Origin of the sequence: Thioclava electrotropha (assembly GCF_002085925.2) — a bacterium.
GTDB lineage: Bacteria > Pseudomonadota > Alphaproteobacteria > Rhodobacterales > Rhodobacteraceae > Thioclava > Thioclava electrotropha.
This window is the reverse complement of sequence record NZ_CP053562.1, coordinates 3,583,144-3,597,521: the sequence shown is the minus strand read 5'-3', so window position 1 is coordinate 3,597,521 and position 14,378 is coordinate 3,583,144. Positions and strand designations below refer to the sequence as shown.

Here is a 14,378-nt window from a genome sequence, read left to right as displayed (position 1 = left end):
AACCCGAATGAGAGGACCGTTTCGTGTCGAGTTTGAAGACCCCGCTGCGCCTTGCGCTCTTCGCCCTCTTGATGGGCTCCACCGCGCCGATGCCGCTGCTGGCTCAGGATGCGCCGAAGGCTGGCAGCGCCGAAGATGCGGCGCAGGCTGCCGATGCTGCCGAGGCCAAAGGCGATGCTGCCGACACCGCGAATGACCCGAGCCCCGCAGAGGCGGGGGCTTATCTCGCCGCGCGCATCGCGTCGCAGCAATTCGATTTCGCCGAGGCCGCGCATTACTACCGTCAGCTGATGGCAAGCGGCGATACCAGCGGCGCGACCGCGGAAGCGACGCTCGTGTCCGAGATCGCGATCGCCGATTTCGACCGCGCCACGCCGCTTGCGCAGCAGATGGTGGAGGCTGGAACCGGCAGCCAGATCGCGGCGCTCACGGCGCTGGCGGCCGATGCGCATGAAAAGAACTGGACCGGGGCGCTCGCGCTTCTCGACAGCGGTGCCGATCCCGGGCCGCTCGTGGGCGGTCTGACCAAGGCCTGGGCGCTGGCGGGCGACGGCAAGATGTCCGACGCCTCCGCCGCTTTCGACGAGGTCGGCAAGCAGCAGGGCCTTGCGGCCTTCGCGGGCTTCCACAAGGCACTCGCGCTGGCGCTGGTCGGTGATTACGAAGGTGCCGATGCGATCCTGAGCGGCGAGCATGGCGAGAAGATCACCTCGACCCGGCGCGGTGTGCTCGCCCATGTCGAAGTGCTCTCGCAGCTCGAGAAGAACAAAGAGGCGCTGAAACTGATCGAGGATCGCTTCGGCAAGGATCTCGACCCGCAGCTGAAGGACATTCGCACCAAGCTGGAGGCGGGCGACACGCTGCCCTTCGACGTCGTGCGCAACGCGTCCGACGGCGTGGCGGAGGTCTATTACTCGGTCGCTCAGGCGCTGATCGGGGATGCGCCCGACACGTTCACGTTGGTGCATTCGCGGCTGGCGAACATGATCCGGCCCGACATGGATGACGCGACGCTGCTGACCGCGTCGATGCTCGACCAGCAGGGCCAATACGATCTGGCCATCGAAGCCTATGCCGACATCAAGCCCGACAGCCCGATCTACCACGCCGCCGAGATCGGACGCGCGGAATCGATGGTGCGCGCGGGCCGCAACGATGCGGCGATCGAAGTGCTCGAGAACCTGTCGCGCAGCCGTCCCAAGCTCGTGGGCGTCTGGACTGCGCTCGGCGATACGCTGCGCCGCGAGAGCCGCTTTGCCGAGGCCGCAAAGGCCTATGACAAGGCGATCGACCTGCTTGGCCAGCCCGAGCCGAAGGACTGGTTCGTCTGGTATTCGCGCGCCATTGCGCAGGAACGCTCGGGCAATTGGGACGAGGCCGAGAAAGGCTTCCGCGAGGCGCTGCGCCTCTCGCCCGATCAGCCTTCGGTGCTGAACTATCTGGGCTATTCCTACGTGGACAAGGGCGAGAATCTCGACGAGGCGCTCGACATGATCCGCAAGGCCGCCGCCGAGCGTCCGGATGCGGGATTCATCATCGACAGCCTCGGCTGGGCGCTGTTCAAGCTTGGCCATTATCAGGAGGCGGCCGAGAAGATGGAGCGCGCCGTGGAGCTCGAGCCGCGCGATCCGCTGCTCAACGACCACCTCGGCGATGTGCTCTGGGCCGTGGGCCGCCAGCGCGAGGCGAAGTTCCAGTGGCGCCGCGCGTTGTCCTTCGCGACCGACGATGCGGAGACCACCGAGGAGCTCGATCCCGACGCGATCCGCCGCAAGATCAAGGTGGGTTTGGACCAGCTGCGCAAGGAGCAGGGTCTGCCGCCGCTCGAGGATAAGGGCCCGAGCAAGGATACCGCTCAGGCTGCCCCCGAAACTCCCGCGAGCGATGCGAATAATTGACGCCTTCGCGCCGGCGAAGATCAACCTGACGCTGCATGTCATCGGCCAGCGGGCCGATGGCTATCACCTGCTCGACAGCCTCGTGGCCTTCGGGCCGATGGGCGACCGGCTGGTGCTGCGCGAGAGCGACGCGCTGTCGCTCAGCGTCGCGGGGCCGGAGGCGGCAGGCGTACCCGCCGACCCATCGAACCTCGTGCTGAAGGCCGCGTCCCTCCTGTCGCGCCCGGCGGGGCAGGGGGCCGAGATCCATCTCGACAAATATCTGCCGCCCGCCTCGGGCATCGGCGGTGGATCGTCAGACGCGGCGGCTGCGCTGCGCGGGCTGGCTGCGCTTTGGGACCAGCTGCTCCCGTCAGAGACCGCGCAACTTGGGGCAGACGTGCCGATGTGCCTGACGCCGCAGCCCCAGCGCGTGCGCGGCATCGGCGAGACGCTGGACCCCGTGACCCTGCCGCCGCTGCCCGCGCTTCTGGTCAATCCGCGCGTGGAAGTGCCGACGCCTGCGATCTTCAAAGGGCTCGATTCGAAGGACAATCCCCCGATGCCGGAAGCGCTTCCGACCTTCAGCGGCGCGCCCGATTGCATCGACTGGCTCGCGACCCAGCGCAACGACCTGCAGGCCCCCGCCATCGCCTCCGCCCCGGTGATCGGGGAGGTTCTGGACGGGCTTATGACGCTGCCCGGCTGCCGCCTCGCGCGGATGTCGGGCTCGGGCGCCACCTGTTTCGCGCTGTTCGAGACGCTGGACGGAGCGCAGGCCGCCGAGGCGATGCTGGCCCAACGTCGCCCCGACTGGTGGCGCGCGTCTGGCATGCTCGGCGATCAGACGCAAAAGGCGCAGCCCCAAAGCCGCGCCTCTTCCTCTTGACCCAAATATCCCCGGGGGAGCCCGCAGGGCGGGGGGGCAGAGCCCCCCCTCAGCGCAACCGCGCCACCACGTAATCCGCCAGATCGTCCAGCATCTGCCGCAGATCGCTCTCGGGCAGCACCTTGAGCCGCTCGCGCCCGCGATCGGCCCATTCGAGGGCCGCCGCGCGGGTCTCTTCCAGCGCGCCGGTCGCGTGCAGCAGCTCCATCGCATGCTCCAGATCGCCGTCGCGCTGGTCGCCCTTGTCGATGGTGCGGGTCCAGAAAGCGCGTGCCTCGCCGTCGGCTTTCGCCAGCGCCTTGATCAGCGGCAGGGTCAGCTTGCGCTCGCGGAAATCGTCGCCCACGTTCTTGCCCATCGTCTCGGCATCGCTGAGATAGTCCAGCAGATCGTCGACCACTTGGAACGCGATCCCGAGGCTTTCGCCGTAATCGTGCAGAGCCGCGATCTGATCCTCCGGTGCACCGGCCAGAACCGCGCCCGCCTCGGTCGCCGCCGAGAACAGCGCCGCGGTCTTGCCACGCACCACCTTGTAATAGGTGTCCTCGGTCGTGTTCAGGTCTTCCGCGGCCGACAGCTGCAGCACCTCGCCCTCGGTGATGACGGCGGAGGCGTTCGACAGGATCGACAGAACCCGCAGGTTGTCGGTGTCGGTCATCAGCTGGAAGGACCGCGCAAACAGGTAATCACCAACGAGCACGCTCGACTTGTTGTCCCAGAGCAGGTTCGCGGTCGGGCGGCCCCGGCGCTGCTTGCTCTCGTCGACCACATCGTCATGCAGCAGCGTCGCGGTATGGATGAACTCGACCGCTGCCGCGAGGTTGTGATGCAGGCTGCCCTCGTAGCCGCACAGCCGCGCCGCCGCGACGGTCAGCATCGGCCGCAGCCGTTTGCCGCCCGCGCCGACCAGATGCGCGGTCACTTCGGGGATGCGCGGCGCGTTTTCCGAGGCCATGCGCTCGGCGATCAGCGCATCCACCGCCGCCATGTCGTTGGCCAAGGCTTCCGCGAGCCGGTCATGCGGTTTTGCCGTGTTGTCGGGCTTGTCGTCGAGGCTCATGTTCATCCCTTCGATCTGCCTCATCTCGACAGCCCTCGCAAGGGGCCGTAAGTGAGGGATATGAAAGAGCTACTGCGCAGCACGGACCCGGTGAAACTGGCCATGGCGACCGCCCTTCTCGAGGGCGAGGGTATAAGCACGTTTCAACTCGACGTCCATACGAGCGTGCTGGAAGGCTCGCTCGGAATCCTTCCGCGCCGCCTGATGGTGCGCGACAGCGACATGTTCATGGCGCAGGCGGTTCTGCGCGATAACGAGATAAAATCGGATTGACGCCCATGGATCGGTTCGGGCCCGAGGATCTGACAGTCGATGGCTTTCTCGGCGGGCGGTTGCGCATCGCCCAGCCGCGCGCGGGCTACCGCGCGGCGATGGACCCGGTCCTGCTCGCGGCGGCCTGTCCGGCGCAGACGGGCCAGTCGGTTCTGGAGCTCGGCTGCGGGGCCGGGGTGGCGAGCCTGTGCCTTGGCTGGCGGGTGCCGGGACTTGCGCAAAGCGGGGTGGAGTTGCAGCCCGCCTATGCCGATTTGGCCCGGCGCAACGCGGCGGATAACGGGATCGCGCTCGAGGTGATCGAGGGCGATCTGGCGCAGATGCCCGCCGATCTGCGGGCGCTCAGCTTCGATCACGTCATCGCCAACCCGCCCTATTTCGGGCCCGAGGATGGCACGCCGGCCGCCGATCCCGGCCGCGAGCGTGCGCAGCGCGAGGCGACGCCGATCAGCGCATGGCTCGACGCGGGGCTGCGGCGGCTCAAGCCCGAGGGGCGGATCACGCTGATCCAGCAGGCCGACCGTCTGGCGGATCTGCTGGTGGGGCTGCACGGGCGGACCGGCGCGATCTCCGTTCTGCCGATCGCGCCCCGAGTCGGTCGCCCGGCGCGGCGGGTGATCGTCACCGCCCGCAAAGGTGCGCGGACCCCGCTGCAGCTTCTGGCGCCGCTGATCCTGCATTCGGCGCCGATGCACTCACGCGATGCAGAGGATTTGACGGAAATTGCGCGCGAAATCCTGCGCGAAGGTCAAAAATTGCCGATTCCGCGTTAACGCTTTCGCAAGATTTCGCGAAAATGCTGGGGATAACCCGTCGCTATACGACATTTCCGTGACACGACTCAAAACCTGTGCTGCAATCGACGGGCTGACAACTGGAGAGGAGACTGCCATGTCGCTTGGTTCGCATATCACCGAACTTCGCAAAAAACATGAGGCTCTGTCGATGGAGGTCGAGCGCGCTTCGCGCAGACCCGGCATCGACGATCTCGAAATCGCTCAGATGAAAAGGCAAAAACTTAGGCTGAAAGAGGAAATCCACCGCCTCGAAACGGCCTGAGGGCCCTCCCACGAGTTTAATCGGGCCGTCCTTCGGGGCGGCCCGTGTCGTTTGAAAGGGGCCTGTTAGCGCGCGGCGACTCAGGCCGAACCCTTCCGCGGTATCTCCTGCCCAGTCACGTCGGGTGGAGGTGGCGCGCTGCGCCGTCGCCGACCGCCAAGCGCCGCCAGCCCGGCCCCTCCGGCGATCATCGCCGCCGCTATCAGCAGGGTAGGCCGCGCGTCCGCAATCCCGACTGCGACCAGCACCAGCGTCGAGACCAGAGGGGCTGCGTAGGAGGCCGTGCCCAGCAGCTGGATATCGCCGCGCTTCACGCCAAGATCCCATGTGTAGAAGGCAAGCCCGACAGGCCCCAACCCCAAGCCGATCACCGAGGCCCAGCCGATCGCGCCCGCAGGCCAGATCGTCGGCTCCAGTGCCAGATGGGCGACGGCCGACAGGGCCGCGCTCGCGAGGCAATAGACCGCGACCGCCGCCGTCGGCACCGCGCCGAAGCGCCGCGACAGCAGCGAATAGCTCGACCATGTCAGCGCGCAGATCAGCGCCAGCCCATAGCCGGGCAGCGCCGCCGGATCGGCGGAAATCCCGCCCCCGAAGATCAGCGCGGCTCCGCCAAACGCAAGCACCGCCCCCGCGACATGCCAAAGCGTCAGCCGCTCGCCGGGCAGCAACCCGGAAAACAGCACGATCAGCAGCGGCCAGAGATAGGCGATCAGCCCGGCCTCGGCCGGGGGCGCGAGGCGCAGCGCCGAGAAATAAAGGAAATGATAACCAAACAGCCCCGCGGTCCCGGCGAGATAGACCTTCCACGACACGTGCCGCAGCTGCCCCAGCGCACCGGTCGCCACCAGCCAGATCACGCCCACCGCGCCGCCCAAAGCGAAACACAGCGCATTCAGCATCAGAGGCGGCACCGGGGCCGACCCCACGGTGAACAGCGCCAGAAGCGCCCACAGCAGAACCGCTGTGAACCCGATCGAAGTGGCCTTGCCGCGTGTCATGCTGTCCCCGCCAAAACTAAAGAGGCCCGCAAAATGCGGGCCTCCGTCGAGAATGCCAAGAGGCGAAATCAGATGAAGTACTGACCGCCATTCGCGGTGATGGTCGAGCCGGTGATGAAGCCCGCATCGTCGGAGGCGAGGAACACCACGCAGCGCGCGATTTCTTCGGGCTCGCCCAGACGACCGACCGGGATCTGGCCGATGATCGACTCGCGCACCTTCTCCGGCACCGCCATGACCATCTCGGTCGCGATATAGCCGGGGCAGATCGCGTTGACCGTGATGCCTGCGCGCGCGCCTTCCTGCGCCAGCGCCTTGGTGAAGCCCAGATCGCCCGCCTTTGCCGCCGAGTAGTTCGCCTGAGCGAACTGACCCTTCTGGCCGTTGATCGAGGAGATGTTCACGACCCGGCCGAACTTGCGCTCGCGCATCTTCGTCCAGAGCGGGTGGGTCATGTTGAAAATGCCGCTGAGATTGGTGTCGATCACCTGGTTCCACTGCTCGCGGGTCATCTTGTGGAAGGGCGCGTCGCGGGTAATGCCCGCGTTGTTCACCAGAACGTCGATCGGGCCGACCTCGGATTCGATCTGCTCGATCCCCGCCGCGCAGGCGTCGTAATCGGCGACCGACCATTTGTAGGTCTTGATCCCCGTCTCCTCGGTGAACTTGGCCGCAGCCTCCTCATTGCCGGCATAGTTCGCGACGACCGTGTAGCCCGCCGCCTGCAGCGCCTTCGAGATCGCCGCGCCAATGCCGCGCGATCCGCCGGTGACCAATGCAACTCTCGCCATGATTCCTCCTCCAAATGGAATGCCCTTGAAATGCTGTTACCGAAAATGACAAGAGCGCGCAACAAAGTTGCGCGCTCTTTTTGCAGATGCAGCATTTTTTTGCCGCTAGAGGCCTTCAATACACATCGCGACGCCCATGCCGCCACCGATGCAGAGCGTGGCGAGGCCTTTTTTCGCGCCCTGACGCTTCATCTCGAACAGAAGGGTGTTGAGGATTCGCGCGCCGCTGGCGCCGATCGGGTGGCCGATGGCGATGGCGCCGCCATTGACGTTCACCTTGCTGACGTCCCAACCCATGTCCTTGTTCACCGCGCAGGCCTGCGCCGCGAAGGCTTCGTTGGCTTCGATCAGGTCGAGATCGGAGGCTTTCCAGCCCGCCTTCTCCAGCGCCTTGCGCGAGGACGGGATCGGGCCGCAGCCCATGATCGACGGGTCGAGCCCGGCGGTCGCATAGGAGGCAATGCGGGCCAGCGGCGTGAGCCCGCGCTTCTCGGCTTCTTCCTCCGACATCAGCAGCACCGCGGCCGCACCGTCATTGATGCCGCTGGCGTTGCCCGCGGTCACCGAGCCATCCTTGGCGAAGGCCGGGCGCAGCTTCTGCATGTTCTCGATCGTCGCGCCGTGGCGGATATATTCGTCCTGATCCACGACCGTGTCGCCCTTGCGCGTCTTCACGGTGAAGGCGGCGATCTCGTCGGCGAATTTGCCAGCCTTCTGCGCGGCCTCGGCCTTGTTCTGCGAAGCCAGCGCGAATTCGTCCTGCATCTCGCGCGAAATCTGCCACTGGGTCGCGACATTCTCGGCGGTCTGGCCCATGTGATAACCGTTGAATGCGTCCCACAGACCGTCCTTGATCATCGAGTCGATCATCTTCATGTCGCCCATCTTCTGACCCGCGCGCAGATGCGCGACATGGGGGCTGAGCGACATGCTTTCCTGACCGCCCGCGACGACGATATCGGCATCGCCGCACATGATGTGCTGGGCGCCGAGCGCGACCGTGCGCAGGCCCGAACCGCAGACCTGGTTGATCGACCAGGCGGCGCTTTCGATCGGCAGGCCTGCGTTGATATGGGCTTGGCGGGCGGGGTTCTGGCCTTGGCCCGCGGTCAGTACCTGACCGAGGATCGTCTCGGACACATCGGACTTCTCGATCCCCGCGCGGGCGACGACGGCCTCGATCACGGCGGCGCCGAGGTCATGTGCGGGCGTATTGGCAAACGCGCCCAAAAACGAGCCGACGGGCGTGCGCGCGGCCGAGACGATGACGACATTGGTCATGGGATCCTCCTCATCACTTAAGCGGGCGCGACAGCGCGTCCGTTCTGCTGCTGCGCAGCATGGCGGAAGGGAACGAGAGGTCAAGCTTAATCCCGTCGCTCTGGAAATTGTTAACGCAAGTTTATTGCGCTCTGGCTGGGGTCATGCACGCCTCCGCTGCGGTTCGGAAGACTGGCTCCCGGGGGGTGGATCGTCGGTGCGCCGAAGTAATAACCCTGCATGCAATCGACGCCGAGGCTTGCCACATATTCGGCATCCTCCAGCGACTCGACCGCTTCGGCGATTGTGAACATCTCGAAATGGCGCGCCACGTCGAGCAGCGATTTCGTCAGCGCCTGATTGTCCGGATCGTGCGAGATGCCGCGGATGAACTGCCCATCGACCTTGATGATGTCGAAGTAGAAATCTCGCAGATAGCGGAAAGACGTGTAACCCGCCCCGAAATCGTCGAGCGCGAAACTGACGCCGCGCGCCTGCAAATCCTCCATGAAGACGCTGACCAGTTCGGGAATTTCCATCGCCGAGCTTTCGGTAATCTCCAGGATGAGACGCTCGCCGACGGTTTCATCGACCGCGAGGCCGCGATTGAGAACCTTGGTCCAGGGCGCGTAGCCGATCGAGCGCGCCGACATATTGATCGCCAGGCGCAGATCCGGCTGGCCAAGGAGCGCTTTCAGACCCAGTTCGAGCGAGAGGCAATCGAGTTTCCGCCCGACCTCCGTCCGTTCGATCGCGTTGATGAACTCCTTCGCGGGGATGATGCGCCCGCGATCGTCGAGAACCCGGATCAGACCCTCGTAAAACGCGGGTCGGTCGGGGCGGCAGGTCTGGATCACGGGCTGATAGGCCAGCATGACGTCGTGCCGGTCGATCGCCGCGCGCACCATGGCCAAGGCCTGCCGGCTTTGCTCGGCAGCCGCAAAGCTCAGCGGGCTATCTTCGTCACGATGCACCGGCATGGCCCTCGCGTCTCGATTCTTCATCTGCCCCTCCTTCGCCTTCGAGCCAAGCATCCGCGCAAGCGCCTAAGAAGGGGTAAAGACCGGGAAATAGGCCGGACTCGTGGTTAACGGGAAATTCGCATCCGGCGTTAAGTCGATGGTAACCGGCAGGTGCCTAGGGTGGACCTCAATGGAACAGAATGGGCGATGACGAAAATGGGGCAGCCGGCACTGCGCGGTACCAACGAGGTGCCTTTCGCGCTGGAAGAATTGTTCTACTCGCGCACCGATACGCGTGGGGTGATCCAATCGGGCAACGAGATTTTTCGGCGCACCGCGGGGTTCGAGTGGTCCGAGATGATCGGGGCGCCGCATAAGATCGTTCGCCACCCCGATACGCCGCGAGCGGTGTTCAGGGTGCTTTGGGATGCGCTGAAAAAAGGCTATCCCATGGGCGCCTATGTGAAGAACAAGGCGAAAGGCGGCGGGTGGTATTGGGTCTTCGCGGTCGTCATGCCGATCGAGGGGGGCTACCTCTCGGTCCGGCTGAAACCGACGAGCGAGCTGTCCGATGAAATCCACCAGCTCTACCGTGATCTCTCTGCGCGCGAGCGGGCGGAGTCGCTCGACCCGGAGGAGAGCGCGACGCTGCTGCGTGATTTCGCGGAGCGTGGCGGCTATTCCAGCTACACCGCCTTCATGGCCTATGCGCTGGCGCTTGAGCTTACCGAACGGGATCGCCGCCTCAATCGAAATGCCGATGAGAATACGCGGATGCTGGCCGAATTGAACACCGCGATGGGGCGCCTCACGAAGGAGCAATTCGGACTTCTACGCAGTTTCGAAGCATTGCAATCCGTGCCTAACAACATGCGGATCGTTGCCTCGCGGCTAGAGCCGTCCGGAGGGCCGGTGTCCGCGATCTCGGAAAATTACAAAGCCTCGTCTGCTGTCATCTCGGAGCGGCTGCGCAAATTCGTTGCCGGTCGCGGCAATCTCTGCGGTCAGATGGCCTTTCAGGTCGCGCGCGCCGTGTTCCAACTGGGCTGCGCGCGCGTCCTAAACGAAATGAGCACCAATTTTATGGGCGAAGAGGTGCAGAATGATCAGCCCCGAGAGGAAGAACGCGCATTGCTTCAGTCGCTCGTCACCAAAGGCACCGCCGATGCAAATGCCGCGATGCGTCAAGCGGCCGAACTCGCCGACGATATGATGAACCAAAGCCGAGACATTCGTCGCCAGTTGCTCGGGCTCGACACGATCCGCGTTCTCGGGCGCGTCGAGTGTGGGCGCATGCGGGATGCGAATGGCGGCCTCGCGGCTACGATCGACCAGCTCGACAGTTTCCATGACGATATCAAAGGGCGGCTGGAGGCCATCCTGGCCCTGTCGGAAGAGATCGAACATTGGCTAGGGCGCTATCTGCGCGCAGGGAGAAGCGCGGCGTGAGTCTCGGCGGACCGAAGCGCCAAAGGAAACATTCAGCGTAGAACTGCGAAGAACAAGTTCGCGCGGGCAGAGGCGTGGCTGGCAGTTCAGATGCAGCCCAGACGCCGGACTCTGCAAAATGTTGCGACACGCGGACCGGGTTGCTCGGGATGCGATCGAAAATCGGGCCGCAACGGAAGACCGGTCCGGCGGCAAAGTGCCTGCTGCCGCCACACTACCCTCCCTTACTTCTCGTCGATCAGCGCCTCGATGACCTTCTTCGCGTCGGGCGAATCCCATTCCGCGCCGCCGATCATCCGGCCAACCTCGTGGCCGTTCTTGTCGACCAGCACGGAGACCGGCAGTCCGAGAACGCCCATTGCGCGGGCGGCGAAATTGGCATCGTCGTGGAACCGGGGCAGGGCGTCGATGCCCTCCTTGTCGAAGAAGGCGGCGACTTTCTCGGGCGAGTTCGAACCGCCCGTGGCAATCGTCATCACCTGAAACCCATTCTCGCCGTAGGCTTTTTGCAGCGCATTCAGCGAGGGCATTTCCTCGCGGCAGGGCGGGCACCACGTCGCCCAGAAATTGATCAGCACCACTTTGCCTTCGAAGTCTTTCATCGAATGCTCGTCGCCGCTTTCGTCGGTCACCGTGAAAGGCGGCAGCGGCAGCGGTTCGTCATAGGTGACGAGGGATTCCATCTGTCCCGATTTCACCGCATCTAGATCCGCGGCCTGCGCAACATTTGCACCCAGCGCCAGCGCCGTATAAAGGACGAGAAACCGTAACATATAGCCTCCTAGCAAGGGCCTCAGACCATGACCGATCAGACCGACGAGAACAAGTCCTCCAACGCGATGTGGGGCGGGCGTTTCGCCGCGGGACCTGACGCGATCATGGAGGCGATCAACGCCTCGATCGGGTATGATCAGCGGCTCTACGCGCAGGATATCCGCGGCAGCCGGGCCCACGCCGCGATGCTCGCCGCGCAAGGCATCATTAGTGATAAGGACGCCGAGGCGATCGGAGAAGGTTTGCTCACGGTTTTGTCAGAAATCGAAGCGGGCGGTTTTCCCTTCTCGACCGCGCTCGAGGACATCCACATGAATGTCGAGGCGCGGCTGAAGGAGGTCATCGGCGAACCGGCGGGGCGGCTGCACACGGCGCGGTCGCGCAACGATCAGGTCGCGACCGATTTTCGCCTCTGGGTGCGCGAGCAATGCGACGCCGCGATCTCGGGTCTCGACACGCTGATCCGCGCCGCGCTGACCCGGGCCGAGGACGGCGCGGATTGGGTCATGCCCGGCTTTACCCATCTGCAGACCGCGCAGCCGGTGACCTTCGGCCATCACATGATGGCATATGTCGAGATGTTCGCGCGCGACAAATCCCGATTCATTGATGCGCGCAAACGGATGAACGAATGCCCGCTGGGGGCGGCGGCGCTTGCCGGCACCGGCTTCCCGATCGACCGCCATGCGACGGCCGAGGCGCTGGGCTTCGACCGGCCGATGGCGAACTCGCTCGATGCGGTGTCGGATCGCGATTTCGCGCTGGAATTCCTGTCGGCCTCGTCGATCTGCGCGGTCCACATGTCGCGCCTCGCCGAAGAGCTGGTGATCTGGTCCTCGGCGCAGTTCCGCTTCGTCGCGATGTCGGACAAGTGGTCGACGGGCTCTTCGATCATGCCGCAGAAGCGCAACCCGGACGCGGCAGAGCTGATCCGCGCCAAGATCGGGCGCATCCTCGGGGCCTCGGTCGCGCTGTTCACGGTTATGAAGGGGCTGCCGCTCGCCTATTCCAAGGACATGCAGGAGGACAAGGAACAGGTCTTCGACGCCGCCGATAACCTGATGCTCGCGCTTGCCGCGATGGCGGGGATGATCGGCGATATGACGGTGAACGCGGACAAGCTGGAGGCCGCGGCCTCGGGCGGGTTCTCGACCGCGACCGATCTGGCCGACTGGCTGGTGCGCGAGGCGGAGCTGCCCTTCCGCGACGCCCACCACGTCACCGGCTCGCTGGTGGCCATGGCCGAGGAAAAAGGCTGCGATCTGCCCGATCTGAGCCTCGAACAGATGCAGTCGATCAATCCGGCGATCACGGAGAGCGTCTTCGACGTGCTCGGGGTTCACAACTCGGTCGCCTCGCGCCAGTCTTACGGCGGAACCGCGCCCGATCAGGTGCGCGCGCAGATCGCTCGCTGGAAGGAACGGCTTGGATGAAATTCGCGGCACCGTTCCTGCTGATCGGTCTGCTTGGCGCCTGTGCCGCCGATCCGGAGCTGCACACACATGTCGGCATCAACCGTGACGGCATCAAAGTTTATCCCGCCGCCACGGCGCGCGTTGGCATCATGACCCTTTCGGTGACCCCATGACCAAGACCCTGACCCTCGCCCTGACGCTTCTTCTCTCGCTCGCCGCCTGCGGTGTCGACGGCCCGCCCGTCCCGCCGTCCGAGGCGGATGGTAGCCAGTCCCAGTAATCGAGACCTCTCATGGATCATTTCCTCTATCGCGACGGCGTCCTTCATGCAGAGGATGTGCCGATCCCCGAGATCGCGGCCGCTGTTGGCACGCCGTTCTACGTCTATTCGACCGCCACGCTGGAGCGCCATTTCAAGCTGTTCGAAGAGGCGCTCGGCTGGACGGATCACCTGATCTGCTTCGCGATCAAGTCGAACTCGAACCTCGCGGTGCTGAAGGTTCTGGGCGATATGGGCGCGGGCATGGATGTGGTCTCGGGTGGCGAATATCGCCGGGCGCGGGCGGCTGGTGTGCCGGGCGACCGGGTGGTGTTCTCGGGCGTGGGCAAGACCCGCGAGGAGATCGCTTACGTCCTCGAGAACGGCATCCGCCAGTTCAATGTCGAGTCCGAGCCGGAACTGCTCGCGATCTCGGAAATCGCTGCGTCGATGGGCGTCACCGCGCCGATCGCGCTGCGGGTGAACCCGGATGTGGACGCGAAGACCCATGAGAAAATCGCGACCGGCAAATCCGAGAACAAGTTCGGCATTCCGATCGCCAAGTCCCGCGCGGTCTATGCCGAGGCCGCCCAGCTGCCCGGCATCGATGTCGTGGGCATCGACGTGCATATCGGCTCGCAGCTGACCGATCTGGAGCCGTTCGAGGCCGCCTTCCTCAAGGTCCGCGAACTGACCGAGGCGCTGCGCGCAGATGGCCACGATATCCGCCGTCTCGACCTCGGCGGCGGTCTGGGCATTCCCTATGAGCGGTCGAATTCCGCGCCGCCGCTGCCCATTGAATACGGGCAGGTGATCCAGCGCACCGTGGGCGATCTGGGCTGCGAGATCGAGATCGAACCGGGTCGCCTGATTTCGGGTAATGCCGGGCTGCTGGTCACCTCGGTGATCTGGCTGAAAGAGGGCGAGGGGCGCGATTTCCTCATTCTCGACGCGGCGATGAACGACCTCGTGCGGCCCTCGATGTATGGCGCCTATCACGACATCGTCCCGGTGATCGAAGCCGCGCCGGGCACCGAATCCGCGCCTTTCGACATCGTGGGCCCGGTTTGCGAGACCGGCGACACCTTCGCCAAGGCGCGCAATCTGACGCCGCTCGGCCCGGGCGATCTGGTCGCCTTCCGTTCGGCGGGGGCTTACGGCGCGGTCATGTCGTCGGAATACAATTCGCGCCCGCTGATCCCCGAGGTTCTGGTGCGCGGCGGCGAATTCGCTCTCATTCGGGCAAGACCGAGCTTTGAGGAAATGCTCTCCCGCGATACGATCCCGGAGTGGCTCTGATCCGTAGGAA

General features: G+C 64.9%; 15 protein-coding genes. 9 read left to right on the top strand and 6 right to left on the bottom strand.

What is annotated here, in order from left to right; translation table 11 throughout:
* Positions 1-23: 23 nt before the first annotated feature.
* Both AKL02_RS17035 and AKL02_RS17030 read left to right on the top strand, forming a co-directional pair.
* Entirely contained in the window at positions 24-1,898 is a 1,875-nt protein-coding gene (locus tag AKL02_RS17035) for a tetratricopeptide repeat protein (RefSeq protein ID WP_133051973.1), read from the top strand.
* A complete protein-coding gene (locus tag AKL02_RS17030; RefSeq protein ID WP_083078370.1) occupies positions 1,885-2,766 on the top strand; it encodes a 4-(cytidine 5'-diphospho)-2-C-methyl-D-erythritol kinase in 882 nt (293 codons plus the stop codon). Before AKL02_RS17035 ends, AKL02_RS17030 begins: the two co-directional genes overlap by 14 nt.
* A 49-nt stretch (positions 2,767-2,815) precedes the next feature.
* On the opposite strand, the gene AKL02_RS17025 is transcribed toward AKL02_RS17030, so the two are convergent.
* Entirely contained in the window at positions 2,816-3,826 is a 1,011-nt protein-coding gene (locus AKL02_RS17025) for a polyprenyl synthetase family protein (RefSeq protein WP_083078582.1), read from the bottom strand.
* A 60-nt stretch (positions 3,827-3,886) separates the two neighbouring features.
* On the opposite strand from AKL02_RS17025, the gene AKL02_RS17020 reads away from it, so the two are divergent.
* The 3 genes from AKL02_RS17020 to AKL02_RS17010 all read left to right on the top strand — a co-directional run bounded on the left by AKL02_RS17020 (position 3,887) and on the right by AKL02_RS17010 (position 5,158).
* Positions 3,887-4,099, top strand: coding sequence for a putative signal transducing protein (locus tag AKL02_RS17020; protein WP_075773958.1), 213 nt, complete (start codon positions 3,887-3,889; stop codon positions 4,097-4,099).
* Between the two features lie 5 nt (positions 4,100-4,104).
* Positions 4,105-4,872: a tRNA1(Val) (adenine(37)-N6)-methyltransferase gene (locus AKL02_RS17015; protein ID WP_083078371.1), complete on the top strand. Its 768-nt coding sequence runs from the start codon at positions 4,105-4,107 to the stop codon at positions 4,870-4,872.
* 118 nt (positions 4,873-4,990) lie between these two features.
* On the top strand, positions 4,991-5,158 hold the full coding sequence (locus tag AKL02_RS17010) for a YdcH family protein (protein WP_078522525.1): 168 nt from the start codon (positions 4,991-4,993) through the stop codon (positions 5,156-5,158).
* An 80-nt stretch (positions 5,159-5,238) separates the two neighbouring features.
* On the opposite strand, the gene yddG is transcribed toward AKL02_RS17010, so the two are convergent.
* The 4 genes from yddG to AKL02_RS16990 all read right to left on the bottom strand — a co-directional run bounded on the left by yddG (position 5,239) and on the right by AKL02_RS16990 (position 9,214).
* A complete protein-coding gene (gene yddG / locus AKL02_RS17005) occupies positions 5,239-6,159 on the bottom strand; it encodes an aromatic amino acid exporter YddG (protein ID WP_083078372.1) in 921 nt (306 codons plus the stop codon).
* Between the two features lie 68 nt (positions 6,160-6,227).
* Complete coding sequence (phbB, locus tag AKL02_RS17000) at positions 6,228-6,950, bottom strand: beta-ketoacyl-ACP reductase (RefSeq protein ID WP_078522527.1); 723 nt, start codon at positions 6,948-6,950, stop codon at positions 6,228-6,230.
* Between the two features lie 105 nt (positions 6,951-7,055).
* A complete protein-coding gene (locus AKL02_RS16995) occupies positions 7,056-8,231 on the bottom strand; it encodes an acetyl-CoA C-acetyltransferase (RefSeq protein ID WP_078522528.1) in 1,176 nt (391 codons plus the stop codon).
* A 110-nt stretch (positions 8,232-8,341) separates the two neighbouring features.
* The gene (locus tag AKL02_RS16990; protein ID WP_232621652.1) at positions 8,342-9,214 is read right to left on the bottom strand and encodes an EAL domain-containing protein; all 873 of its coding nucleotides are present in this window, start codon (positions 9,212-9,214) and stop codon (positions 8,342-8,344) included.
* Between the two features lie 174 nt (positions 9,215-9,388).
* On the opposite strand from AKL02_RS16990, the gene AKL02_RS16985 reads away from it, so the two are divergent.
* Entirely contained in the window at positions 9,389-10,621 is a 1,233-nt protein-coding gene (locus tag AKL02_RS16985) for a PAS domain-containing protein (RefSeq protein ID WP_232621651.1), read from the top strand.
* A 224-nt stretch (positions 10,622-10,845) separates the two neighbouring features.
* Here AKL02_RS16985 and AKL02_RS16980 read toward each other — a convergent pair whose 3' ends face one another.
* A complete protein-coding gene (locus AKL02_RS16980) occupies positions 10,846-11,394 on the bottom strand; it encodes a TlpA family protein disulfide reductase (protein WP_078522531.1) in 549 nt (182 codons plus the stop codon).
* Positions 11,395-11,421: 27 nt separating this feature from the next.
* Here AKL02_RS16980 and argH point away from each other — a divergent pair, with 27 nt between their 5' ends.
* The 3 genes from argH to lysA all read left to right on the top strand — a co-directional run bounded on the left by argH (position 11,422) and on the right by lysA (position 14,368).
* Positions 11,422-12,828 carry an argininosuccinate lyase gene (gene argH / locus AKL02_RS16975; protein WP_083078374.1) on the top strand — a complete coding sequence of 469 codons (1,407 nt, stop codon included), beginning with the start codon at positions 11,422-11,424 and terminating at the stop codon, positions 12,826-12,828.
* On the top strand, positions 12,825-12,983 hold the full coding sequence (locus AKL02_RS16970; protein WP_165756994.1) for a hypothetical protein: 159 nt from the start codon (positions 12,825-12,827) through the stop codon (positions 12,981-12,983). The genes argH and AKL02_RS16970 overlap by 4 nt, the downstream gene beginning before the upstream one ends.
* 119 nt (positions 12,984-13,102) lie before the next feature.
* Entirely contained in the window at positions 13,103-14,368 is a 1,266-nt protein-coding gene (gene lysA / locus AKL02_RS16965) for a diaminopimelate decarboxylase (RefSeq protein WP_083078376.1), read from the top strand.
* Positions 14,369-14,378 lie beyond the last annotated feature (10 nt).

Bases quoted from the DNA above. Each gene is read 5' to 3' on its own strand.
- AKL02_RS17025 (WP_083078582.1), bottom strand. From the start codon at position 3,826: ATGAGCCTCGACGACAAGCCCGACAACACGGCAAAACCGCATGACCGG.
- phbB (WP_078522527.1), bottom strand. From the start codon at position 6,950: ATGGCGAGAGTTGCATTGGTCACCGGCGGATCGCGCGGCATTGGCGCG.
- AKL02_RS16990 (WP_232621652.1), bottom strand. From the start codon at position 9,214: ATGAAGAATCGAGACGCGAGGGCCATGCCGGTGCATCGTGACGAAGAT.
- argH (WP_083078374.1), top strand. From the start codon at position 11,422: ATGACCGATCAGACCGACGAGAACAAGTCCTCCAACGCGATGTGGGGC.
- yddG (WP_083078372.1), bottom strand. From the start codon at position 6,159: ATGACACGCGGCAAGGCCACTTCGATCGGGTTCACAGCGGTTCTGCTG.
- AKL02_RS16980 (WP_078522531.1), bottom strand. From the start codon at position 11,394: ATGTTACGGTTTCTCGTCCTTTATACGGCGCTGGCGCTGGGTGCAAAT.
- AKL02_RS16970 (WP_165756994.1), top strand. From the start codon at position 12,825: ATGAAATTCGCGGCACCGTTCCTGCTGATCGGTCTGCTTGGCGCCTGT.
- AKL02_RS16985 (WP_232621651.1), top strand. From the start codon at position 9,389: ATGGGGCAGCCGGCACTGCGCGGTACCAACGAGGTGCCTTTCGCGCTG.
- AKL02_RS17010 (WP_078522525.1), top strand. From the start codon at position 4,991: ATGTCGCTTGGTTCGCATATCACCGAACTTCGCAAAAAACATGAGGCT.
- AKL02_RS17020 (WP_075773958.1), top strand. From the start codon at position 3,887: ATGAAAGAGCTACTGCGCAGCACGGACCCGGTGAAACTGGCCATGGCG.
- AKL02_RS17015 (WP_083078371.1), top strand. From the start codon at position 4,105: ATGGATCGGTTCGGGCCCGAGGATCTGACAGTCGATGGCTTTCTCGGC.
- AKL02_RS16995 (WP_078522528.1), bottom strand. From the start codon at position 8,231: ATGACCAATGTCGTCATCGTCTCGGCCGCGCGCACGCCCGTCGGCTCG.
- AKL02_RS17030 (WP_083078370.1), top strand. From the start codon at position 1,885: ATGCGAATAATTGACGCCTTCGCGCCGGCGAAGATCAACCTGACGCTG.
- lysA (WP_083078376.1), top strand. From the start codon at position 13,103: ATGGATCATTTCCTCTATCGCGACGGCGTCCTTCATGCAGAGGATGTG.